Here is a 22,706-nt window from a genome sequence, read left to right as displayed (position 1 = left end):
AACATATTCCGATTCGCGTCATATGTTTGTTAGTAAATATAACACAAAAAGGGAGAATGTAATCTATGATGAAAAAAGGGAAGCTTCTTACCGCCTCGTTACTTGCTTTTACTGTATTAGCTGCCGGTTGCTCCAACTCTCCGGCACCTGCTGCCGGAGATAAAGGAGCCTCTTCTCCGAAGGCGGCTGCGTATCCGACCAAGGCTGTCAGCATCGTGGTCCCTTTTTCCGCAGGGGATATCTCCGATCTGGCCACGCGTGCCTTCTCGGAATTCGCCGGCGGTGCGCTGGGACAATCGGTCGTCGTCGTGAACAAGGAAGGCGGCGGCGGCAGCGTAGGTCATGCTGAGGTGTCCAAGGCTACCGCAGATGGCTACACGCTGCTGACAGGCTCCTCCGGCGCGATGGGCATCAAACCTTACACGGCTAATGTCGGCTACACGCCGGATGACTTCAAGCCGATCGGTCAACTGGTCGAGCTTCCTTTCTCCATCATCTCCAATAAAAATGCTGCCTTCAAAACCTTGAAGGAATTTATCGAATATGCCAAGAACAATCCCGGCAAGGTCAAGTATGCCAGTCCGGGTCCTGGTACCTCCAACCACATCGTGATGGAAACGCTGGCCAAGAAATACGGCCTGAAGCTTGTACACGTCCCTTATTCCGGCGCCAATGATGCCGTATCCGTCGTGCTCGGCGGCCATGTCGATGCAGCGATCGTCGTCGCTTCGCAGGTCGTGCCGCAGCAGAAGGCAGGCGAAGTCAATGTGCTGGGCGTCACTTCTCCCAAGAAATACGAGTTTATGCCGGATGTGCCGACCTTTGGAGAACAAGGCTATGAGCTGGATGCTAGTGTCTGGTTCGGCATCTTTGCCCCTAAGAACACACCTGACGACATCACCAAGGTCCTGATCGACACGATGAAGAAATCCAGCGAAGACCCTAAGCTGAAGGAAACCTGGAAGAAGCTTTCGATCACGCCTTCCTATATCGGACCGGACGAGCTGAAGGCCAAAATTGCGAAGGAAAGCAAAAGTAACTTAGAAATCATCAAAGAACTGGGTCTGGAGAAAAAGTAAGACCGGCTCCTTATCTTAAACGAAAACGATGGTGATCCTTGTGTTCAGACTGGGAAGTATAGCGGCCCTGCTCGCTGGCCTGTTGTTTGCTTACTACTCCTATGACTTGTCGCTGGGCCAGTTGTCCTCTCCCGGCCCGGGCCTGTGGCCCTTCCTTCTGGCTTCGCTGCTGGTGCTGCTCTCCCTGATCCACCTGATCCGGGAGAAGCTCACCGAGGATTACGAGGGCTTCACTAAGCTTGCCCGCTTCGTCGGGTATGGCGCGGTCAGTCTAGTGGTCTTCACGCTGCTGTTCGAGCGGATCGGCTTTACGCTGCCGGCTGTCGCTTTGCTGGTGTACTGGCTGCGGTTTTTGGGCAAGGAAACGTGGAAGTCCACCTTAATCAACACGATAGTCATTACGGCCGTCTTTTACATCGTGTTCGTCGTGCTGTTTAAGATTCCGTTCCCGGACGACCTGTTGTTAACTTACCGTCAATAATGCTGGAGGGTGCATATGGAATTATTCGACTCCATGATTTCAGGCTTTCATGTGGCGCTTTCGCTCAAAAACCTCCTGTACTGCCTGGTCGGCGTGCTGCTCGGCATGGTCGTGGGCGTGCTGCCGGGGCTCGGTACGGTAGCGACCATCGCGCTGCTCCTGCCGCTGACTTATAACATCCCGCCGGAAACTTCGATTATTATGCTGGCGGGCATCTACTACGGCACGATGTACGGAGGCTCCATCACCTCGATTCTGATGGATATGCCGGGGGAGGCGTCGTCGGTCGTCACAACCTTCGACGGCTACCAGATGGCCAAGCAGGGCAAGGCGGGGGTGGCGCTGGGCATCTCCGCGATCGGTTCCTTCATCGCCGGTACGGTGGCGATCATCGGACTGAGCCTGCTCGCTCCGGTGGCGGCGACCTTCGCCTTGAAGTTCGGTCCGCCGGAGTACACGATGCTGGCCGTATTCGGGGTGCTGCTCGTCTCTTATCTGTCGACGAAGTCGGTCATCAAGAGCGTCATCGTCGCGCTGCTCGGCCTGCTGCTGTCGACGATCGGCCAAGACCCGATTGAAGGCTCCATGCGGTTCACGATGGGCATCACTCATCTGATGGACGGGCTTGACTTTACTGCGATGACCATGGGCTTGTTCGGCGTAGCCGAGGTGCTGCACACGATGGATCAGAAGGGTAAGGCGACGCTGATCACATCCAAGGTGAGCCGTGTATGGCCATCGCTCAAGGATTGGGCGGAGTCCAAGTGGGCGATCGCCCGGGGCTCTGCGGTCGGCTTCCTGATCGGTATCCTGCCCGGCGGCGGAGCGATTATCTCCCCGATGCTGTCGTACGCCATCGAGAAGCGGGTGTCCAAGCATCCTGAGCAATTCGGCAAGGGAGCGATCGAAGGTGTTGCCGGACCTGAATCAGCGAACAACGCCTCCGCCGGCTCGGCATTCATCCCGCTGCTGACAATGGGGATTCCATCCAATGCGGTGATGGCGCTGATCTACGGTGCGCTCCTGATTCACGGGATCACACCGGGACCGCTGCTGATCAAGGAGCATCCGGAAATTTTCTGGGGCGTCATCGACTCGATGTATGTCGGCAACATCATCCTGCTGCTGCTGAGCATTCCGCTCGTGGGTATCTTCGTCAAGCTGCTGCGCGTCCGAATGGGCATCCTCGGGCCTGTCGCCATCATGATGACGATGATCGGCGTGTATACGATCAACAACAGCATCTTCGACATGTGGTGCGTCATTATCTTCGGCGTGCTCGGCTATCTGATGCGGAAATTCGGCTTTGACGCCGGACCGCTTGTCCTGGCCTTTGTACTCGGCCCGATTCTGGAAACCTCTTTCCGGCAATCGATGCTGATCTCCGACGGAAGCTTCGCGATCTTTGCAACCAGACCGCTGGCAGGGTCTATATTGGCCGGAATTGCGCTGCTCGTGTTGTCCTCGTTGGTCTCTGCCGCATGGAAGCGGAGGAAGGCAAGCAAGGACGCGGCAGCCTGATTCATCCAGTCCCCTGTACCTTGGCACACACCACGAAAAAAGTCTCGCGTCACCGGCTCCTCAGGACCGGGCGCAGACTTTTTTTGAGTTTGACCCGTTTGAAGAAACATAGAGAGGCAATCCGGATAAGAATGGAGCGTTCGTATGAAACATATGCAGGTTAGGCATAAGATTGCTCTGCTGATCGCCGTCAATCTGATCATGATGGCGCTGGTCGGCACGGCCGCTTATATCTCGTTGTCCCGGATCTCGGAGACGGTCGGCAGCATGCAGCGCGAGAATGTGTCGCCTATTGTATGGACGAATCAGCTAAGGGTCAATCATCGCGCGATGGAGTCGGCCTTGCTGGAGATGACGCTGAGCCAGGATGCCAAGCGCCGCTCGGAGCTGGCTGCAGAGATCAGTCGTCTCGAGACGGACAACGAGCAGCTGCGCGGCTTGCTGGATGGGGCCTCGATGAATTTGCTGGCTTCGGAAAGCTTGCAATCCTACAAGGATCTGCTGCCCGTGTATGAACTGGAGCGGGGGCAGGTGGTGGAGCTGGCGATGATCGGCAGGCGGGATGAAGCCTATCAGTATTTCGCCAAAAGCGTCAATGTGCTGCGGGACCGGATGAATGCCCTGCTGCTCGAGGCGTCCGGTGCCAATCAGAATACGGCGGCGGAGCGGGCAGTCTCCAGCGAGCAGGAGGCGGGTGTGGTCAAAACCCTGCTCCTGTGGGTCAGTATACTCGCGGTGGTGGCAGGACTGACGCTGGGTTTCATCGTCTCCGGCCTGATTACGAAGCCGCTGTCTGAGCTGCGGCGTCTGATGGCCCGGGCGGAAAATGGCGATTTGACCGTGGAAGGGGCTTACCGGTCCCGGGATGAGCTGGGACAGGTGACCTTGTCGTTTAACGGCATGGTCTCGGGACTTCGCGGCATCGTCACCAAGGTGAACGAGAGCGCGCTGGTCATCTCCGCTTCCTCGGAGCAGTTGACGGCCAGTGCGGAGCAAACCGCCCGGGCTTCCGAGCTGATCTCCGGATCGACATCTGAGCTGTCCGCAGGCTTCGAGGAGCAGGCCAGGGAAATTGACGGTGTCAGCGGAGCCGTCCGGGATATGGCTGCGCGGATTGCATTTATGGAGCGCAGCGGGCAAGAAGTCATGGAGCTCTCGGAATCGGCTGCGGCCGAGACGGTGAAGGGAGCGGGCGCTGTGCAGTCGGTATTCAGACAAATGGAGGATATTGAAGCGAATGTGGGCGAGACGGGCAAGCTGGTCGGGTCGCTCCATGCGAAGTCGCAGCAAATCGCGGGCATCCTGACGGCGATTCATGAGATCGCGGGTCAGACGAATCTGCTCGCTCTCAATGCTTCTATAGAAGCTGCGCGTGCCGGGGAAGCGGGGCAGGGATTTGCCGTGGTTGCCGGAGAAATCCGCAAGCTGGCCGATCACTCCGTCCAGGCCTCGCGGCAGATATCGGATATCGTGCGTGAGATTCAGGAAGAAACGCAGCAGACAGTCGTCTCGATGGAGCGCGGCGCGCAAAGTGTACATCTGGGAGTGGAAGGCAGCCGGATTGTGGCCGGTTCCTTCGAATCCATACGCATGGCTTCGCTGGAGGTCGTGGACCGGCTCGGTGCGGTAGGTACGGAGATCATACAGGCGGCCAGCCAGACCCGGGAGCTCACGGCGGCGATGCAGCAGGTGAACCGGATCTCGTCCGAAGGGGCGTCCGGCATCCAGCAGGCCAGCGCAGCGAGCCAGGAGCAGCTGTCTTCGATGGAGGAGGTAGCGGCCTCGGCCAAGTTTTTATCCGAGTTGGCAGAGGAACTGCAGAGCGCGCTGGTTACTTTCAAGATCTGAGTAGAGGGCGCTCGGCTGAGCGGAGTTATCTTGATGCTCGTTACTGGGAAGGGGCGGGCCACCCCGGTGGCGGCCCGGAAAGGCCTTGCTGTGAATGGATTATAGCAAGGGCTTTAGCCTGCCCCGAGCGACAGCTCCCGTGCGGCTTCGCACAGCGGCTGCTCCAGATGGAGGTTATCCTCGTACCGGCTCAGAGGCCCGGCGATGGTCAGGCTGGCGATCACCCGGTTCTGCGTATCGAAGACAGGGGCGGCAACTCCGAACACATCCTCGTCGATTTCGCCGAAGGTGGTGACGTAGCCCCGCTGCCGGATCAGCGACAAATCCTCCAGCAGCTCGGTGCTGCGCAGGCCCGGGCCGAGGCGCTCTAGAACCTGATCCACGATCTTGGGGGATTCGTGGGCGAGAATGGCTTTGCCTGTCGCTCCGGTATGAAGCGGCAATGTCCGGCCGTTCTCGATAACGACGCGGATCAGCCGTCGGCTTTCCATGGAGCTGATGCATACCGCATACATGCCGGAGCGGATGGCGAGCACGATCGTTTCGCCCGTCGTCTCCGACAGCTTTTCCATCAGTGGTCTGGACAGCTCTAGCAGCTTGCGGTCGATCTGCTGATGCAGGCTTCGGGCCAGATCGAGGATGCGCAGGCCGAGTGCGATTTCGCCTTTTTTCTTCCGTTCGACGATGCCGTTCTGCTCCAGAATTTGAATGAAGCGGTAGGCTGTGCTTTCGGGAATGCTGACTTTTTCTGCGATTTGCGCGACTGTTAAGGTCGACGGGTTCTCAGCCAGTGTAAATATAATATCGAGCGCGCGGCTCAAGGTTTGATTTCCGTTCATCAGGTGCCTCCTGTCTCTCTATTTGTCCAGTATAACCGATCCATTATCGTAATTCTACAAATGGAGATCGGCCAGTATCATCATACGATAATGGTAGTGCTTGCAGTCGTCAGAGGAATTGACACTTCGCAGGTTTGGGATTAAAATATCATATAGAGATAATTGATAATCATATATTGATAAAAAGTTTTCTTATCGGAATTAATTATGAAAGATGCCTTGATGGTGAAGAAGTAGCTGCCCTGGGGAGCTGCAACGGTTAGTCGCGCTTTATCCTGTAATGAAGTTAACTTTCTACGCTTACTAAAGAGGTGATCTGAGGATGGAACGTATAACCGCTGCGAGAGGATTGGCCTTGCGCTGCAAGGGCTGGCGTCAGGAAGCGTTGCTTCGGATGCTGGAGAACGTGCTGGAGAATGGCGAGAATCAGCAGGAGCTAATCGTGTATGCGGCCCTAGGCAAGGCGGCAAGGAACTGGAAATCGTATCATGCGATCGTCGATACGCTCAAACAGCTGGAGGACGGGGAGACGCTCGTGATCCAGTCCGGTAAGCCAATCGGCATCTTCAAGACGCATCCTTATGCACCGGTCATCGTCATGGCGAACTGCAACCTGGTTGGAAAATGGGCGACGAGCGACAATTTCTATGACCTCCAGGAGAAGGGACTCATCATCTGGGGAGGCCTGACGGCGGCAGCCTGGCAGTATATCGGCTCCCAGGGCGTTATTCAGGGCACCTATGAAATTTTCATGTCCATCGCCCGGATGCATTTTGCCGGCAGCCTGGCCGGCCGGTTCGTTTTGACTGCAGGGCTTGGCGGGATGGGCGGCGCCCAGCCGCTTGCAGGCGTTATGGCAGGTGCGGCGATCTTGTGCGTGGAGACGGATGAGAACCGCATCGATAAGCGGATGGCTGCCGGATACCTGCAGGTCAAGACCGCTTCGCTGGACGAGGCGCTAGACCTGATCCGAGAGGCGCAGGCCGAGAAGCGCGCCATTTCAGTTGGATTGCACGGGAATGCCGCCGAGGTATATCCGGCTCTGCTAGAGCGGGGGATTATCCCCGATGTGGTGACGGACCAGACCTCTGCCCATGATCTGCTCTACGGTTATATTCCCGAGGGGCTGACGTTGGATGAGGTGAAGCGCCAGCGGAAGGAAGACCCGGCCGGGCTGCAGGCAGCTGCAAGACGTTCTATCGCCCGCGAGGTGACGGCGATGCTTGGCTTCAAGGACCGCGGTGCTATCGTGTTTGATAATGGCAATAACATTCGGACCCAAGCCAAGCTGGAGGGCGTAACGCGGGCTTTCGAGATCGATATTTTCACGGAGGCGTTCCTGCGGCCGTTATTTGCCCGGGCAATCGGGCCGTTCCGCTGGGTGGCGCTTTCCGGCGATGCGAATGATATTGCGGTGATCGATAAGTACATTCTGGAGCAATTCTCGGATAACGATATCGCAACCAACTGGATCGGGCTGGCCAATAAGTATGTACCGGTGGAGGGATTGCCGGCACGGATCGGCTGGTTTGGGCACGGGGAACGGACCCGACTGGCACTCGCCGTCAACGAGATGGTGCGCGACGGTCGGCTCAGCGGACCGGTTGCCTTCTCGCGCGATCACCTGGATGCGGCTTCGATGACGCATCCGAATATTATGACCGAGCGGATGCGGGACGGCAGCGATGCCGTGTCGGACTGGCCGCTGCTCAATGCGATGCTGAACTGCTCTTCGATGGCCGATCTGGTCACGATCCATTCCGGGGGCGGCGGATATTCAGGGTATATGACGAGTGCAGGCGTGACGCTTGTCGCCGATGGCAGCGAAGCGGCCGGGCTCCGGCTGAAGACGACGCTGGATAACGACACGGGTCTCGGTGTGCTGCGGTATGCCGATGCAGGCTATGAAGCCTCGCTGGATGAGGTGCAAGAGAAGGGGATTCGCCGGATCGATACGGACCGGTATCCGAATTTGATGGAAGCCCGGTAAGCAGTCCGGTAAGCGATAGGCTCGAGGTTTGAAAGGTAAGACCAACTACAGGAGCGGAGGAATCGACATGCGTGAATTAACAATAGATGATGTGAAAGCGGCGGTTAAGGGAGGCTCTGTATTTGCCTGCGGAGGCGGAGGCTGGGTCGATCATGGATTGGAAATCGGCGGCGCGGCTGTTGCTATCGGCCGTCCGAAGCTGGCTTCGGTCGATGAGATTCCGGACGATGCGATCATTATTACGGCGACAGCTATCGGGGCTCCCGCGGGCAATGAATGGGAGATGCTCGGCGCCGACTATATCAAGGCGGTCAAGCTGCTGATGGATAACTATGACGGCAAAATTTACGGCATCATGACGCCGCAGAACGGCATGTCCAGCACGATCAACGGCTGGCTGCCTGCGGCAGCCCTCGATCTGGTCGTCGTCGATGCGACCGGAGATATCCGTGCGCATCCGACGGGCAAGATGGGCTCGATGGGCGTCGCCAGCCGTCTGGACTATCAGACGATTCAGGTCGTCGTCGGAGGGAAGCGCTCGACCGGCTCCTATCTGGAGCTTGTGGTCAAGGGTACGCCGGCCAAGACGTCGAATATCCTGCGTACCGCCTCCGATATGTCGGGCGGCTTCATCGCTGCAGCCCGTCATCCGCTGCCAGGCAGCTATATCAAGAAGCATGCGGCCATCGGCGGCGTATCCATCGCCATCGAGCTGGGCAAGAAGATACTGGAGGTGGAAGCCCGCGAAGCCAGCGGCTCCGAGATCATCGATATCATCTGCAGTCATACGGGCGGCAAGGTACTGGGTGTAGGCAAGGTTCAAGAGTACGACGTGCATTACTCCGGCGCGTTCGACATCGGCACGGTGACGATCGACGTACCGGGCAACCCGCTGAAGCTTCACATTATGAACGAGCACATGGCTGTCGAGGACAGCCATGGCAAGCGTCTCGCTACGTTCCCGGACGTCATCACAACGATTTCCGCCGAGACGGGTCTGCCGGTTAGCGTCGGTCATCTGAAGCCGGGCATGGAGATCGCCGTCTTCCACATCGACAAGCAGCACATCCCGCTCAGCTCCAGCGTCAAGGACCGCACCGTCTATCCAGAGGTCGAGCAGGCGCTTGGGATCGAGCTGATTCCTTATGCGTTCGACAACGAATAAGCCTTGAGCGGCCGGACGGACAGCCGACTGGGAAAGATCCAGTTCGGCTGTTTGTTATGGAGGGGCGGTTTGCCGGGGCGTGATTCCTCTAGGAGGTGCAGATTGTACATACTTCATTACAAATGAACCAATGTCAGCGATGCTCCCTGGCTGGTGTGGTAATACAGGACGTCTTGCCGGTTCATAGTACCGCTTGACACGTTGTTTACTATTGATTTATGATAAGGAAAATTTAGGTACATGGAAAGGAGCGTGAGCGAGGATGAAAAAGGTAATTTTTCCATTTGTGTATGGGGACAACCAGCAGTGGCGCCAATTTGAAGGCGGCCATATTTTTTTAATGCCCAAAAGCCTTATACCTCGCCACGCGACTTTTTCGATATCACTGTCCCCCCCTTATAAGCGGGGAGGAACTGGGGGCAAAATAGCGTCTTGTTGACGTAATTGTCTGGATATGAAAAGACCGCTGGTATTCAGCGGTCTTTTTCTTTTATCCTAGATGGATGGAAAATCAAAATAAAGAAAAATAAGGTTTGACATTAAAAAATATCCATGGTAAGATTATGTACATCTAAACGGTACAGCGTTACATCGATAACGCGAGAAAGTAATTCGGTTCGAAAACTACGAAGAAAGGAAGGAATAGGCTATGAGATTGCAATTATTTATAAATGGTTTTCAGCAGCGTTATCAGCAGCATCAGCCATTTGGTCATTACGGCGCAGAAGATTGGCGAGAAATCGGCAATAACGAACAATTTAGCGGCTTTCAGAAAGCCTATATTCAACCGATCATTAGTAGCTTTTACGTGCCACGTTTGATCCGTTCAATCCCGAGAAGAGGAGGAGCGGCGCTAACGTGATCTTGAATCACGGACCGTTCTGAATCAGAACCCGTTGATCCATAGATTTCTACGTAAAAGGCTACTTGCACTCAAGCAAGTGGTCCATTTGTGCACGTCATTTTCGAGTGAGCAGCTCGATAGGCGACTCAGGTGGTACCATGGTGAGGCGAATAGCCTTTTCTGCATTCTGAAATGGGAACGAATGTTTCCATGTGAATCCATGGGTAAGCGGGATTGTTATGGCGATAAACAAAATCGCCAATCATGGGTAGGATTTCTTCTTGGTCCATCCCAAATTGGGCGCATTAGGCAAGAGGTCTAGGCTACTTAATGGTTGGTTAGCTCAGTTGGTAGAGCGATGGCCTGAAAAGTCATGCGTCGTCGGTTCGATTCCGGCACCAACCACCATGGAGGTCATGGCGAAATGGACAACGCGACGGGTTGTGGTCCCGTTATCACCGGTTCGATTCCGGTTGACCTCCCCATAATCTTGCCACTTAGTCAAGCTGATAAGGCAACAGTCTATGATGACGCGATTCCAGGTTCGATTTCTGAGAAGTAGCCATGCGGCTGTGATGGAATTGTAGACATGCGAGCTTCAAAAGTTCGTGCAGCGAAAGCTGACGTGTGGGTTCAAGTCCCACTGGCCGCACCAAAAAAGTACATAATAGAACGGTTCGCAAAGTGTGAGTTGGCTATGAGTGGGGTTCAGAATTGTGGCTGAACGAAACATAAGCTGTAAAAAATCGGTGGGAGATTAACCCGCTCCTAGCTAGGATTTACCGTGTCCACATGCAGAAGTAGTAGCTTAAAAGGTAGATTAACTGACTGACAGATATTTAACCGTAGGGGTCCATGTTCCTTGGCCGGCGAGTCTGCCTCCAAAGCAGATTGTGGTGGGTTCGATGCCCACGCCCCCTGCCAATCATCGGGGTATAGAATAGTGGTCTAATTCACGGGACTTTGACTCCCGCATCTCCGGTTCGAATCCGGATGCCCCTGCCATCGGGACTCTTGAGAAAGTACATTCGCTTATCGAATGGTTCGGTTCGGTGCCGAACGTCCCGAAGATTTTAACCGTAGGGGTCCATGTTCCTTGGCCGGCGAGTCTGCCTCCAAAGCAGATTGTGGTGGGTTCGATGCCCACGCCCCCTGCCAATCATCGGGGTATAGAATAGTGGTCTAATTCACGGGACTTTGACTCCCGCATCTCCGGTTCGAATCCGGATGCCCCTGCCATTAGGACTCTTGAGAAAGTACATTCGCTTACCGACTGTTTAGGTTCACTGCCAAACGTCCCAAAGGCACAAGGCGTGGAGAAGAAGATTAAAGAGGGGAGTCGAACCCCTCTTTTGTTGTGGAGTCTGTTAGGTAACTAAGATGCCGATTTACAAAGTACCGAGGGCATACTTGAAAAAACTTATCAACGAAAAGCCTTACTCTATACTTTTCAAGGATTCAATCATATGGATCTTGGCTACTTTCCTCCTAAGGAATAAATTAGATAGAACGGTAAGCAAGAATGCAAGAATAACAGATATCAAGATGACAGACAGATTGACTTGATCCGGGATTTGTTGATGGGTACTCGACAGTGCTTTTACGACAAGGGTAAAGGTATAGCCGCTGACCGGTAAAGCTACAATGACCGCAAAGGTGGTTAAGATGATGTTTTCCAAAAATATCAGCCTGTTTATTTTATTTTTTTGATAGCCTAATACCTTGAGGGTTGCAAGCTCGCGGTTTCTTTCATACATGTTAATGGAAGATATCGTATAGATCGCGCCGAAGGAGAGGATGACGGCACAAATGATAAACATGATAAATACAAAGCTATTTTGCTTCAACATATATTGAGCTGATTTCTTGAGATCATTCTTATCTGCCATGGTATCTACTTGCCGATCTTGTTCAAAGAAGCTGCGCAAGCTTATCAGATCTGCAGGACTATTGGATTCAACCAGAAGCGAGCTTGGACTGTAGTCGATGCCAAAGTTTTTTAAATAGGCCGGTGTGCTATAGAACGACGGATTCGAAAACTGTGTAGATATGTTCAAAACCTTCATATCTACAGATTTATTTTTAAACTCTGGTGCTACGAACTTTATTTTGATAGTATCGCCTTCCGAGATGTGGTATTTGTCGGCGTAAGATTTGGGTACCAGCACACCATAATCTTCTAGAGATATTCGGTTGTCCTTTTCATCAAAGAAATGTATGAGATGGTTATCCCTCTCCGTAACAACGAGCGTGGCATTTTCATGCTCCTCATCCTTGATGAATTCAACGGGAAAGGTAGACAACCGATAACTGTTTTTAATTCCGGAAGGTAGTTTTAAGGCATCCATTGATGTTCCCATCGTATAGTTGATTCGTAAATCATAGCTATAGACCTCTTCAATTTGGTTAGCTACCTTCAACAAGGCCATTTGCGTGCCAAAAGCAGTGATCAATAAAACCGTGCTTATCACAACACCAACAGAGCTCGCTATAGCTTTTTGTTTATTTAACCCTATATTTCTTATAATGAGTTTGTAGCTATAGGGAATACGGCTCCAAATGCCCGGTACTCGTTCTATGAGCAGCTTTTTCATCTTCTTGGGCGGTTTAGGGCGCATGGCCTGAGCCGCACATTCTTTCAGCAGGGTTCTACCGCTTAAGTAACAGGATAGGATTCCAAAAGCACTGGAGAAAATGATGGGAGGAAGGATCGAAAAAAACGAAAGAGAGTATGTAATGCCTGGCAGAGAGTAAGACCTTGCACTCGACGCCGTTACTAAGGGAATAAATATAACAGCGGCCATGACGTAACCTAGGATGGACCCTACTATCCCTGCGAGTACAGGATATCCCATGTAATGAAGCATGATGGTTCTGTTTTTTACACCGAGAGCCTTCATAATACCTACTTGATTTCTTTGAGAATCTATAATTCTGGACATGGCAAGAAATACGATGATAGCTGAGATCAGAAAGAGAACGAAAGGTATCACTTTACTCATCATCCCGTTATTATAGATCGTTTCCTGTATTTTAGAATAATTGAAAGTCCGTTCTTTACTTACTTGGTTTAGATAGGTGAGAGGCTTGGACTGTACCTCTATGGCTTTGCCTAACTTGTCCATATCGTAACCTTCTACAGCATCCATCATGATTTCATTGTAGTAAAAGCCATTTGCCATTTCAGGTATGGTCGCCTCGGCCATATAAGCGATTCCGTAGGCTTTATGGTCTTGTGTGTCGTTCTTTTTGGCATATTCAACATTCTCACCTAAGCCGCTAATGGTAAATGTAAAATCTCTTCCATTCGTATGTATACTTATTTGATCACCGACATGATACTGATGTTCTTTGGCATAATGGGAATCCAATAAGATTTCATCCTTTGTTGACGGGGGATTGCCTTCAATCATAGTAAGCGTATTTATTTCATTGTTCACAGGAATCGAATGAACTTTTAATGAAGCTTTATCCTTGTCAAAGACTTGTGTAGCATCAAAGGTGTAACGTCCTTCTAGTTTATGAATACCTTCAACTTGACTTAAACCAGCTACATCCTCTTTGGAAATTTGACTGTAATACACGTTGAGGTCGCTTAAACGATGCTCTCTAAAATAATTCTCCGTATAAGCACTAAGCTTATTGCTATAGGTGACAAGCCCCGCATAGAAAAAAGTTCCTACTGCGATCACCACAACTAAGGCTATAAATTGCCCTAGAGATTGTTTGATATCCCTTATTAATTTTATAAATAATTTCATGTTTACCACTCGATCCTTTCAACGCTTTGTTTTTCATCATTTATCGTAACGCTTTCGATCATTCCGCTTTTCACCTTAATAATTTTATCGGCCATAGGAGCAATGGCGGAGTTATGTGTGATCAATACGACGCACTTCTTCGTTTCCCTGTTCAAATCCTGAAGCAGCTTGAGGACGGACTTCCCTGTCACATAATCCAAAGCACCGGTCGGTTCATCACAGAGTAGAAGTAAGGGATTTTTGGCAACAGCTCTAGCTATAGCCACTCTTTGTTGTTCTCCTCCAGAGAGCTGGGAAGGGAAGTTATGGATCCGGTCCTTTAATCCGACTTTATATAAGATCTCTTTGGCATCCAGATGGTTTTTGCATACTTCGGTGGCAAATTCAACATTCTCCAGAGCGTTTAAATTCGGAATTAAATTATAGAATTGAAAGACAAAGCCAACCTTCTCACCGCGATATTCCGTTAATTTCTTTTCGCCCAATCCGGTTATTTCTTGATCGCTAACAAACACTTGACCTGAGGAGGCCGTATCCATACCGCCGAGAATATTCAATATCGTACTTTTACCGGCACCACTTGCACCCAGAACAACGACGAATTCTCCCTCTGATATGGAGAAATCAACACCGGCAAGTGCCTGGATCGTCACCTCGCCTATTTGATATTCTTTCGTTACGTTTTTGAATTCGATTAATGGCTTCACTGCTTGCATCTCCTCGCTGAGGCTTTGGTCAGCCCGGCTTATTTATCCTAAAATTACCATGATATAGAGTGTGCTGTCCCCCTGCTCGAGTAATGACTATTGCTGGGCTTAAGTCTAGTAATGTCCGAGTTGTATTCAATCAGGCTTGCCCCTATAATAGATGAAGCTCTGGCGATAGCATCAGGAGTGAGGGATGACGGTCATGCGAAGATTTATGGATTTGAATTTGCGTACGAAGCTCACTATTTTTTTTGTTATAATCCTGATTATTCCCTTGTGTATACTTGGCATATCATCGTACAAAAAATCCGCCCGGATGATTCAGGAAGAGATCAGTCTGGGCGCTCTCGATAAGGTGAAGCAGGTCAACAAGAGCTTATCGTTCCTGACGGAGGATGTGGATCAGTTGTCCTTGTACTTGTTTCGTCATGAGACGGTGCAGCAGGTATTGGCGAAGTCCGGCGAAAGGTCGCCGCTGGAGAAGTATTCAGACGCCAAGCAGATCCAGCAGCTGCTCCAGTCGGTACTCGACTCCAAGAGGATGAACGTTCAGATTTACCTGGCCGGCCTGAATGGAGACCGCTATTTTACCGGCGATTACTTGCCACTCAAGTATGACAAGTACCGGGAGAACTGGGGGATTATCCGCAAGGCGAAGGCGGCTGGCGGCAAGCTGGTATGGGATACGCCCTATACGGCCCAGCCTATATCCCGGCAGACCGGCGTGCTGAGCGCAGGCCGGGTGATCAAGCATATTTCCGCCGGTTACACCCTCGGGTATCTGATCATCGAGATGATGGAGCCGTCCCTGTCCAATATTTACCGGACAGGAACAGATGGCGCGGACAGGGATAACCGGATGCTTCTGCTGGATAGCCAAGGCTACCTCATCTCTGGTGAGCTGAACCAGACTCCTGCCGGAACGAGATTTGAATATGCGGGGCTGGGCCGGATTCTGGACGGCAAGCAAGGCTATATGGAAACCCGCTGGTCGGACGAGGCTTATATAGCGGTCTATGATACGGAGGATGCGACCGGGTTCAAGATCGTGAACTTCATAGCGAAGCGCCAATTTGCCGATAAAATCGGACAAATCCGCAGCATGACGATCGTGCTCGCCGCTATAGGCCTTCTCGTCGCGGCGTGGCTCGCTTATTTTTTGTCGCAGACTGTGACCAGGCCGCTAACATCGCTCGGACAGTTGATGCAGAAGGTCGAGACGGGCCAATTGCAGGTCAGATTCAAGGCCAGGTACCATGACGATATCGGGACGCTGGGTAGCAGCTTCAATACGATGGTCGAGCGGTTAGGAGCGCTGATTCAAGAGGTATACGAGAAGAAGGTGCATCTGCGGGAAGCCGAGCTCAAGGCACTGCAGGCACAGATCAAGCCGCACTTTCTGTACAACACCTTGGAGACGGTGAATTGGATGGCCAAGAAGAACGGGATACCCGCTATCAGCTCCATCGTCGTGGCTCTGGCGGAAATGCTGCGGTATTCGATCCGCAAAAACATTCAGCTCGTTCGGGTCAGCGATGACGTGAAGCAGCTTCAGCATTATTTGACCATTCAGCAGATCCGTCATGGCGAACGTTTCCTAGTCACCGTGGAGGTGGCGGACGACGCCTTGGATTGCTTCATGCCCGCTCTGCTGCTGCAGCCGCTCGTGGAGAACGCCATCGTCCATGGGCTGGAGATGAAGCTGGGGCAGGGCCGGCTGGATGTCGGCATCCGGGTTACCGGAGGGCAGCTTCACATTCAGATTGAGGATGACGGGGTCGGAATGGACGAAGTCATGCTGGAGAAGCTCAGAAGCGGAGTGGAGCTGCCCGATGGGCGAGAACATACCGGCATCGGATTAAACAACGTCCGCAGCCGACTGGAGCTGCTGTACCCGGGAAGATCGGGCTTTGATATCACAAGCCTTGCCGGACAAGGAACGCGTATACGGCTCGTGCTTCCTGCCGACAGAGAGAGGAGAGAGACTCCATGATCAAGCTGATCATCGTCGATGATGAATTTCTGATCAGGGATGGACTGCAGACGATGATCCCTTGGAGCGAGCTAGGGATCGAGGTGATAGGAACGGCAGCTGACGGCTGCTCCGGCTGGGAGCTGGTTCGGCAAGGCCAGCCGCATATTCTGCTCTCAGATATCCGGATGCCGGGAATGGATGGTCTGGAGCTGTGCCGCCGGACGCTGGAGCAGTTTCCACCTATCAAGTGCATTCTGTTGACCGGGCATGGCGAGTTTGAATATGCCCAGCAGGCTGTGAAGCTGGGGGCGTATGATTTCGTGCTCAAGCCTACCGATGAGCAGCAGCTGATGGCGGTCATGGAGCGGGCTGTCCGTGATATCGGGCTGCAGGAGCAGGAGGAACGAGATCTGCTTCAGCTGCTGTGCTACCGGTATATGCAGGAGCCCGGAGAAGCGTCGCTGGGCAAGCTGCTGAGCCGCTTCCCGGCCGGAGCGTCCTACGTTGTCGCTGCCTGGCAGGATGAAGCGATAAGTCCCAGAGCCGTTGTGTGGCTGGACGGGGAGGACGGCAAGCTGGAGGAGACGGAGGCTGCAATCCGCCTGCAGCTCTCAGGCCAGGGTCTGGACCCGGCGCTTTCCCTGGGCGTGAGTGAAGTATTCCACCGTCCGGAGGAGCTTCCGCTAGCTGCCCGGCAAGCGGGCTATGCGCTGTCCCGGCAGGCGGCCTACGGCCAGGGTCTAGCCTTCTTTTCCTCCATGAACCACCGGGAGCGAATGCTTCAGTTCGTGGAGCGGGTGGACCGGCTGTACGCAGCACCGCTGACAGTTACTGAGCTCTCGGCCGAGGCGTATATGAGCGAAAGCTACTTCAGCAAGCTGTTCAAGCAGGTGACGGGGAGGAAATTTACCGATTATGTGGCGGACAAACGGATCGAGGAAGCCAAGCATTACTTGCGAGAAACCCATTACCTGACGTATGAGATAGCCCAGCGGGTCGGCTACAACGATCAGCGGTATTTCAGCCAGGTGTTCAAGAAGACGACAGGCATGACGCCCAGTGAATACCGGAGACAGGAAAATATTTAAACCTATCGGAAATTTTGTCGGATTGAGTAAAAACTCATTAATCCCTATAGTTATACTGGTGATAAATAGCAGGTATATACGAAAGGGGATTTATATGAAGAAGATAGCTAGGCTCGGGGCGTTGTCCCTTCTGGTGTTAGCGCTGGCCGGATGCGGCAGCACAGGTGGAACAAGCGGTACGGCGGGCTCCGGCGCGGGGACAGGCAGTGGAGAGGCGTCCAAGGAACCCAAGGAAGCAGGCAAGACGGGCAGCCAATCCGTTTCTTTGTATACCTCGTTTCCTTCGGAAATTATGAATCCGATCGTCAAGGAATTTCAGGACCGTACAGGGATCAAGGTGGAGATCGTAACCGGAGGGACCGGCGAGCTGTACAAGCGGATCGATGCCGAGGCCGCTAACCCGCAGGGCGATGTATTATGGGGAGGAGCGGCTGATTCCCTAGAGCTGTACAAGAAGAACTTCGAGTCCTACAACAGCCCCGAGTCCGCCCATATTGCGGCGCCATACAAGAGCCCGACAGGACTCTGGACAGCATTCACCATCGTGCCGCAGGTCATCATGTACAATAAGGACCAGGTCAAGGATCAGGTGCCGACAGGCTGGAGCGGTCTGCTGGACCCCAAATTCAAGGGCAAGGTGGCATTCGCCGACCCGAGCAAGGCCAGCTCCTCTTATTTCCAACTGACGATTCTGCTCACCGCCTTTGAGAAAAATGGGGAGAAGGGCTGGGACTACGCCAAGAAGCTCGTATCGAATCTGGACGGCAAGCTGCTCAGCGGCTCCAGTGCCGTGCCTAAAGCGATTGCCGACGGGGAATTCCCGATCGGGATTACGTATGAGGAAGCGGCATACCGCTATCTGACAGGCGGAGCGCCGGTGGGCATCATCTATCCGGAGGAGGGAACGTTGTTCGCCGCCGAGACGATCGCTCTCATCAAGAACAGCAAAAACGCCGATAACGGCAAAAAGTTCATCGACTTCCTGCTGAGCAAGGAGGTTCAGGAGCTGGTATCCACAGATTTCAAGCGCCGCTCTGTCCGGGATGATGTGAAGGCAACCGAAGGTCTGCTGCCCAAAGAGGACGTAAAGGTTCTGAAGTACGATCCCGAATGGACAGGCACGAAGCAAAAGGAAATCTTGAAGCAGTTCCAGGACATCGTGATCGGCAAACCATGAGCAGCATCCGTATCGAGCATCTCAGTAAATATTTTGGTCGTTCCAAGGGTATAGACGATGCTGATCTTCACATCCAGCAGGGTGAATTTTTCACCCTGCTGGGACCCAGCGGCTGCGGCAAAACGACGCTGCTTCGCACGCTGGCCGGTTTCTACCGGCAGGAGGAAGGGCATATTTATTTCGACGACCGGCTGATGGACGATGAGCCGGTGTACAACCGGGATACAGGCATGGTGTTCCAGAATTACGCGATATTTCCCCATCTATCGGTATTCGAGAATGTCGCTTACGGTCTCAAGGCCCGCAAGGTGAAAAAGCCCGAGCTGGAGCGCCGGGTGATGGAGGCGCTTGAGCTGGTCGAGCTGGGGGCTTACCGCGACCGGCAGCCTTCGGAGATGAGCGGCGGCCAGCAGCAGCGCATCGCGCTGGCGAGGGCGATCGTCATTCATCCCGGCCTGCTGCTGATGGACGAGCCATTGTCCAATCTGGATGCCAAGCTTCGGCTCAAGATGCGTGCCGAGATTCGGGCGCTGCAGCAGAAGCTAAGCATCACGACTGTCTATGTGACCCACGACCAGGAGGAGGCGCTCGCGGTCTCGGACCGGATCGCCGTGCTGAGCGGGGGGCGGATTCAGCAGATCGGGCGGCCGCATGAGATTTATCTGAATCCGGCCAACCGGATCGTGGCTGACTTTATCGGCACGAGCAACTTTCTCCCCGTCCGGGTTGCCGGGTATGACGAAGCGAGCTGTAAGGCAGCTCTGGAGCTGGGCGGGCAGCGCTTTACCGTCAGGCTGGATAAGCCTTACGAAGGCGAGGCGATCGTGTCGATCCGTCCGGAGCATATCCGGCTGGACCCGCAGCCGGAAGACGGTCAGGCTGTGTTAGGCGGAACGGTCTCCGGGCTTACCTTTCTGGGTGAGAAGGTGGAGTATATCGTCGACACGGGGGCCGTGGGAAAGGTTCAGGTTCATGCGTATCAGACGGCCTACGATTCTCTGCACCGGCCCGGACAAGCGGTGAGTCTCAGCCTGGATCTGGCCTGCGCCGTCATCTTCGACGGGCAGGGGAGGGAGGCTGTGAAGCAGTATGCAACCCGCTAACGCTTCTGTTCCCGCTCGCAGGCGGTTCCGCCTGAGGTTTGATTTCTGGACGGCCGTGACGGCCGTTTCTTTGCTGATTTGCCTGGTGTTTTTGATCTATCCGCTGTTCCATATTCTGGTTAACAGCTTTGTTCAAGAGGGCCGGCTGGACCTCAGCCACTATGAGACATTTTTCAAATACAAGTATTATTATAGCGCCTTGCTGAACAGCTTCATCGTCTCATCGGTGACGACGGTACTGGCTTGTCTGATCGGTGTCCCACTGGCTTACGTCATGACTCGTTACAATGTACCGTGCAAAGGGCTGATCCAGATTCTGATCATCCTGACGCTGATGTCGCCGCCGTTCATCGGCGCTTACTCCTGGATCTTGCTGCTCGGCAACAACGGCTTCCTGACTCAGCTGTTTAGCGGTATGGGCCTGCCGGTGAAGTCGATCTATGGGCTGCACGGGATGATCCTCGCCTTTACGATGCAGTATTATCCCCATATTTACCTCTATGTGTCCGGTGCGCTGAAGTCTGTGGACGCCTCGCTGGAGGAAGCGTCGGCCAGTCTTGGCGTGTACGGCTGGAGGCGGGTGATGAAGATTACGCTGCCGCTGATCTTCCCGACGCTGTCGACCGGCGCGCTGATGGTATTCATGGCATCGTTCTCCGACTTCGGTACGCCGATGCTGCTCGGACAAGGGGTGAAGCTGCTCCCGGTGCTGGCCTACGAGGAATTCATCAGCGAGATGGGAACCGATCCCGCGATGGCCAGTACGATCAGCATGGTGCTGCTGGCGATCACGACCTCGCTGCTCGGCTTGCAGCGGTACATGATTTCGAAGAAATCGTATGCGATGAGCATGCTGAGGCCTCCCGCCGTCCGGGTGCTGAAGCTTCCCGCACGTGTGCTGGCGACGGCATTCGTCGCGCTTATCGTAGGGGTGTCGATGATTCCGCAAGCTACCGTCATCATCACTTCATTTCAAAAACGGAACGGTCCGGTGCTGCTGAGAGAATTCAGCCTGGACAGCTACAAGGAAATCCTGTACCGCGTTCCCCGGTCGATTCTGAACACCTTCACGTTCTCTTCGGTCGCCATCGTGCTGATGATCATCCTGGGGCTGCTGATGTCCTACGTGATCGTCCGCCGCAAGTCCAGGCTGACGGCTCTGCTCGATTCTCTGCTGATGATTCCTTACGTCATGCCGGGAACGGTTATGGGCATCAGCCTGATCATCGCCTTTAATAAGCCGCCGATCGTACTGACCGGCACCTGGGTCATTCTGGTCGTGGCTTATGTCATCCGGAAGCTCCCGTATACGATCCGCTCCAGCACGGCGATTCTGTATCAGGTGGACAAGAGCGTGGAGGAAGCGTCGCTGAGCCTTGGCGTGCCGCCGATGAAGACCTTCTTCCGGACGACGGCCATGCTGATGCTGCCTGGTGTCATGTCGGGAGCCGTCTTGAGCTGGATTACGACAATCAATGAGCTGAGCTCCACGATTGTCTTGTATTACGGAGCTACAGCTACGATCACAGTGACGATCTACGGCGAGGTCATTAACGCCAACTTCGGTCCGGCGGCAGCGCTGTCCTCGATCTTGTCCGTCAGTACAGTGATCTCGCTCGTGATCGCGAACAAGTTGTCCAGAAACCGGGGACTGCGGGTATAAATAACGGAAGACCGCCTGAGAGGGGAGGGATGCACGATGAATCGAAGACAGGCCATGCTTCTCAGCTTGATCGCGCTTGTCGGCCTGTCCGCTTACTGGGTTCGGTTAAGCACGCAGAACTTCTATCTGGTCCGTCAATCCCCTTCCCGTCCCACGGTCGAATTATGGGCGAGTACCTCCGCGTTCTACACGCTTGCGGAACAATTTCAACGCGAACATGCCGATGTGAGCGTGAAGGTCCGGCTGTTCGCGAATCCGGATGTGCTGCTGCATGAGCTATCCGCCGCCGACTCGGCCGGCACCCCTCCCGATCTCGCGGAGATCGGCGCAGACTTCGGAATCGCGTCCTTCGTGGAACGTGGGCATATAGCCGAGCTGACGGACAGGCTGCCGGAGAGGCTCAGGGATGACTTCCTGCCGGGGATTGCGTCCCGGTTTCAGATGGAGAGCCAGTACTGGGCGATGCCGGTCGGCTTCAGCCTGCCGGTGCTTTATTATAATCAGAGCTTGCTTTCCTCCAACCGGTTCGCGCTGGGTGGAGAGCTGACTTGGGAAGAACTGTGGACGAAGAGCCGGCAGCTGATGGACAAGGTTCATCAGACCAGTGGCTCGATCTGGGGCTTCCATACGGACGCCCGGACGCCTGCCTACCTGCTGGCGATGCACCCGGGCTTGCTGGATCGTGCGGGAGAGGCGCATACAGGCGGTCCAGAGGGGCCGCTCAAGCCGCAGGATGCGCCTCTGTGGATGAGCGCCGTCCGAACGCATGCGCTTATTCCTCCGCTGACGCATCAGAGAGCTGCGGGACAGTTCGTTCAAGGTCAGGGAGCTGTGCTGCTCAGCTTCTCCGATAAATATATGAGCTACATGAAGCTGATTGCCGAGAGATTCGAGCTGGGCGTGCGAGAGCTTCCGTACACGGAGGACGGGCGGCAGCCGGCGTACAGCCCGGGAGGGACCGGGCTGATGCTGTTCAAGTCCGACCCGGAGCAGGAGAACCGCGCGCTTTCCTTCCTGCGATATGCAGCAGAGCCGGCATCGTCGGTCGCGTTAAGCCTGGAATCCGGCTATGCACCGGCCCGCAGGTCGGTGCTGGCCGGTACGGAGCTTCAGCAGGCATCGGCTTTCCGAGCCGTGCTTCCGCTTCTGCTCCGGGGAGGAGAGCAGGGGCACGTCCGTCCTGCGTCTCCTTATGACCAGGCTTTGTGGCAGCGCCTGCTCGAGCTTCAGGAAGGGATGGAGATCGGGCAGCTGATGGAATCTCCATAGCTAGCCAGGGGAAGCCTTACCTTGAATTAGACCGCTGCTTCCTTGGGGAGGCAGCGGTCTTTTTGTAGATTTCCCCGCTTGTTCCTATTCCGCCTTGACATCGAAAATGAGGAATGTTATAAAAAAGTGAGTAGCACTCGGATGTTGAGAGTGCTAACGACAGGTTGACGCTTCATTTATGAAAGGGGAGAGATCC

The 22,706-nt window shown here is 54.0% G+C and carries 16 protein-coding genes and 5 tRNA genes; 18 read left to right on the top strand and 3 right to left on the bottom strand.

Annotation, left to right across the window (positions count from 1 at the left end; translation table 11 throughout):
- Positions 1-65 precede the first annotated feature (65 nt).
- From WMW72_RS01355 to WMW72_RS01340, 4 genes are all read left to right on the top strand, one after another.
- The gene (locus tag WMW72_RS01355; protein ID WP_341413603.1) at positions 66-1,079 is read left to right on the top strand and encodes a Bug family tripartite tricarboxylate transporter substrate binding protein; all 1,014 of its coding nucleotides are present in this window, start codon (positions 66-68) and stop codon (positions 1,077-1,079) included.
- Positions 1,080-1,119: 40 nt separating this feature from the next.
- The gene (locus WMW72_RS01350; RefSeq protein ID WP_341413602.1) at positions 1,120-1,560 is read left to right on the top strand and encodes a tripartite tricarboxylate transporter TctB family protein; all 441 of its coding nucleotides are present in this window, start codon (positions 1,120-1,122) and stop codon (positions 1,558-1,560) included.
- Between the two features lie 15 nt (positions 1,561-1,575).
- Positions 1,576-3,081, top strand: a complete 1,506-nt coding sequence (locus tag WMW72_RS01345) for a tripartite tricarboxylate transporter permease (protein WP_341413601.1) — start codon at positions 1,576-1,578, stop codon at positions 3,079-3,081.
- Positions 3,082-3,234: 153 nt separating this feature from the next.
- Positions 3,235-4,929, top strand: a complete 1,695-nt coding sequence (locus WMW72_RS01340) for a methyl-accepting chemotaxis protein (protein WP_341413600.1) — start codon at positions 3,235-3,237, stop codon at positions 4,927-4,929.
- Between the two features lie 113 nt (positions 4,930-5,042).
- Here the strand turns inward: WMW72_RS01340 and WMW72_RS01335 are convergent, their stop codons facing one another.
- Positions 5,043-5,768, bottom strand: coding sequence for an IclR family transcriptional regulator (locus WMW72_RS01335; RefSeq protein WP_341413599.1), 726 nt, complete (start codon positions 5,766-5,768; stop codon positions 5,043-5,045).
- Between the two features lie 322 nt (positions 5,769-6,090).
- Between WMW72_RS01335 and WMW72_RS01330 the strand changes: the two genes are divergently transcribed.
- From WMW72_RS01330 to WMW72_RS01295, 8 genes are all read left to right on the top strand, one after another.
- Positions 6,091-7,758, top strand: coding sequence for a urocanate hydratase (locus tag WMW72_RS01330; protein WP_341413598.1), 1,668 nt, complete (start codon positions 6,091-6,093; stop codon positions 7,756-7,758).
- Between the two features lie 67 nt (positions 7,759-7,825).
- Entirely contained in the window at positions 7,826-8,923 is a 1,098-nt protein-coding gene (locus tag WMW72_RS01325; RefSeq protein WP_341413597.1) for a DUF917 domain-containing protein, read from the top strand.
- 649 nt (positions 8,924-9,572) lie between these two features.
- Positions 9,573-9,785: a hypothetical protein gene (locus WMW72_RS01320; protein WP_341413596.1), complete on the top strand. Its 213-nt coding sequence runs from the start codon at positions 9,573-9,575 to the stop codon at positions 9,783-9,785.
- 314 nt (positions 9,786-10,099) lie between these two features.
- Positions 10,100-10,175: transfer RNA gene (locus WMW72_RS01315), tRNA-Phe, on the top strand.
- A 2-nt stretch (positions 10,176-10,177) separates the two neighbouring features.
- A tRNA-His gene (locus tag WMW72_RS01310) sits at positions 10,178-10,252 on the top strand.
- 81 nt (positions 10,253-10,333) lie between these two features.
- Positions 10,334-10,422, top strand: a tRNA-Leu gene (locus WMW72_RS01305).
- 274 nt (positions 10,423-10,696) lie between these two features.
- A tRNA-Gln gene (locus WMW72_RS01300) sits at positions 10,697-10,772 on the top strand.
- 158 nt (positions 10,773-10,930) lie between these two features.
- A tRNA-Gln gene (locus WMW72_RS01295) sits at positions 10,931-11,006 on the top strand.
- A 197-nt stretch (positions 11,007-11,203) separates the two neighbouring features.
- Here WMW72_RS01295 and WMW72_RS01290 read toward each other — a convergent pair.
- The gene (locus WMW72_RS01290; protein WP_341413595.1) at positions 11,204-13,528 is read right to left on the bottom strand and encodes an ABC transporter permease; all 2,325 of its coding nucleotides are present in this window, start codon (positions 13,526-13,528) and stop codon (positions 11,204-11,206) included.
- 2 nt (positions 13,529-13,530) lie between these two features.
- Entirely contained in the window at positions 13,531-14,235 is a 705-nt protein-coding gene (locus WMW72_RS01285; protein WP_341413594.1) for an ABC transporter ATP-binding protein, read from the bottom strand.
- Between the two features lie 316 nt (positions 14,236-14,551).
- Between WMW72_RS01285 and WMW72_RS01280 the strand changes: the two genes are divergently transcribed.
- From WMW72_RS01280 to WMW72_RS01255, 6 genes are all read left to right on the top strand, one after another.
- Positions 14,552-16,228: a cache domain-containing sensor histidine kinase gene (locus WMW72_RS01280; RefSeq protein WP_341413593.1), complete on the top strand. Its 1,677-nt coding sequence runs from the start codon at positions 14,552-14,554 to the stop codon at positions 16,226-16,228.
- The gene (locus WMW72_RS01275) at positions 16,225-17,298 is read left to right on the top strand and encodes a response regulator transcription factor (RefSeq protein WP_341413592.1); all 1,074 of its coding nucleotides are present in this window, start codon (positions 16,225-16,227) and stop codon (positions 17,296-17,298) included. Before WMW72_RS01280 ends, WMW72_RS01275 begins: the two co-directional genes overlap by 4 nt.
- A gap of 94 nt (positions 17,299-17,392) precedes the next feature.
- Positions 17,393-18,475 (top strand): ABC transporter substrate-binding protein, encoded by a 1,083-nt coding sequence (locus WMW72_RS01270; protein WP_341413591.1) that lies wholly within the window; start codon positions 17,393-17,395, stop codon positions 18,473-18,475.
- Positions 18,472-19,578, top strand: a complete 1,107-nt coding sequence (locus tag WMW72_RS01265; RefSeq protein ID WP_341413590.1) for an ABC transporter ATP-binding protein — start codon at positions 18,472-18,474, stop codon at positions 19,576-19,578. Before WMW72_RS01270 ends, WMW72_RS01265 begins: the two co-directional genes overlap by 4 nt.
- The gene (locus tag WMW72_RS01260; protein ID WP_341413589.1) at positions 19,565-21,241 is read left to right on the top strand and encodes an ABC transporter permease; all 1,677 of its coding nucleotides are present in this window, start codon (positions 19,565-19,567) and stop codon (positions 21,239-21,241) included. The genes WMW72_RS01265 and WMW72_RS01260 overlap by 14 nt, the downstream gene beginning before the upstream one ends.
- A 36-nt stretch (positions 21,242-21,277) precedes the next feature.
- Entirely contained in the window at positions 21,278-22,510 is a 1,233-nt protein-coding gene (locus WMW72_RS01255) for an ABC transporter substrate-binding protein (RefSeq protein ID WP_341413588.1), read from the top strand.
- Positions 22,511-22,706 lie beyond the last annotated feature (196 nt).

The sequence above is a fragment of the Paenibacillus filicis genome (assembly GCF_038070315.1).
GTDB classification, from domain to species: domain Bacteria; phylum Bacillota; class Bacilli; order Paenibacillales; family NBRC-103111; genus Paenibacillus_G; species Paenibacillus_G filicis.
Note: the sequence above shows the minus strand (reverse complement) of the source record. Positions and strands in the feature narration are given on the sequence as shown.

What these genes read in the sequence shown, in the direction of transcription:
- WMW72_RS01355 (WP_341413603.1), top strand. Translation starts at nt 66, where the DNA reads ATGATGAAAAAAGGGAAGCTTCTTACCGCCTCGTTACTTGCTTTTACT.
- WMW72_RS01345 (WP_341413601.1), top strand. Translation starts at nt 1,576, where the DNA reads ATGGAATTATTCGACTCCATGATTTCAGGCTTTCATGTGGCGCTTTCG.
- WMW72_RS01340 (WP_341413600.1), top strand. Translation starts at nt 3,235, where the DNA reads ATGCAGGTTAGGCATAAGATTGCTCTGCTGATCGCCGTCAATCTGATC.
- WMW72_RS01335 (WP_341413599.1), bottom strand. Translation starts at nt 5,768, where the DNA reads ATGAACGGAAATCAAACCTTGAGCCGCGCGCTCGATATTATATTTACA.
- WMW72_RS01330 (WP_341413598.1), top strand. Translation starts at nt 6,091, where the DNA reads ATGGAACGTATAACCGCTGCGAGAGGATTGGCCTTGCGCTGCAAGGGC.
- WMW72_RS01325 (WP_341413597.1), top strand. Translation starts at nt 7,826, where the DNA reads ATGCGTGAATTAACAATAGATGATGTGAAAGCGGCGGTTAAGGGAGGC.
- WMW72_RS01320 (WP_341413596.1), top strand. Translation starts at nt 9,573, where the DNA reads ATGAGATTGCAATTATTTATAAATGGTTTTCAGCAGCGTTATCAGCAG.
- WMW72_RS01290 (WP_341413595.1), bottom strand. Translation starts at nt 13,528, where the DNA reads ATGAAATTATTTATAAAATTAATAAGGGATATCAAACAATCTCTAGGG.
- WMW72_RS01280 (WP_341413593.1), top strand. Translation starts at nt 14,552, where the DNA reads ATGATTCAGGAAGAGATCAGTCTGGGCGCTCTCGATAAGGTGAAGCAG.
- WMW72_RS01275 (WP_341413592.1), top strand. Translation starts at nt 16,225, where the DNA reads ATGATCAAGCTGATCATCGTCGATGATGAATTTCTGATCAGGGATGGA.
- WMW72_RS01270 (WP_341413591.1), top strand. Translation starts at nt 17,393, where the DNA reads ATGAAGAAGATAGCTAGGCTCGGGGCGTTGTCCCTTCTGGTGTTAGCG.
- WMW72_RS01265 (WP_341413590.1), top strand. Translation starts at nt 18,472, where the DNA reads ATGAGCAGCATCCGTATCGAGCATCTCAGTAAATATTTTGGTCGTTCC.
- WMW72_RS01260 (WP_341413589.1), top strand. Translation starts at nt 19,565, where the DNA reads ATGCAACCCGCTAACGCTTCTGTTCCCGCTCGCAGGCGGTTCCGCCTG.
- WMW72_RS01255 (WP_341413588.1), top strand. Translation starts at nt 21,278, where the DNA reads ATGAATCGAAGACAGGCCATGCTTCTCAGCTTGATCGCGCTTGTCGGC.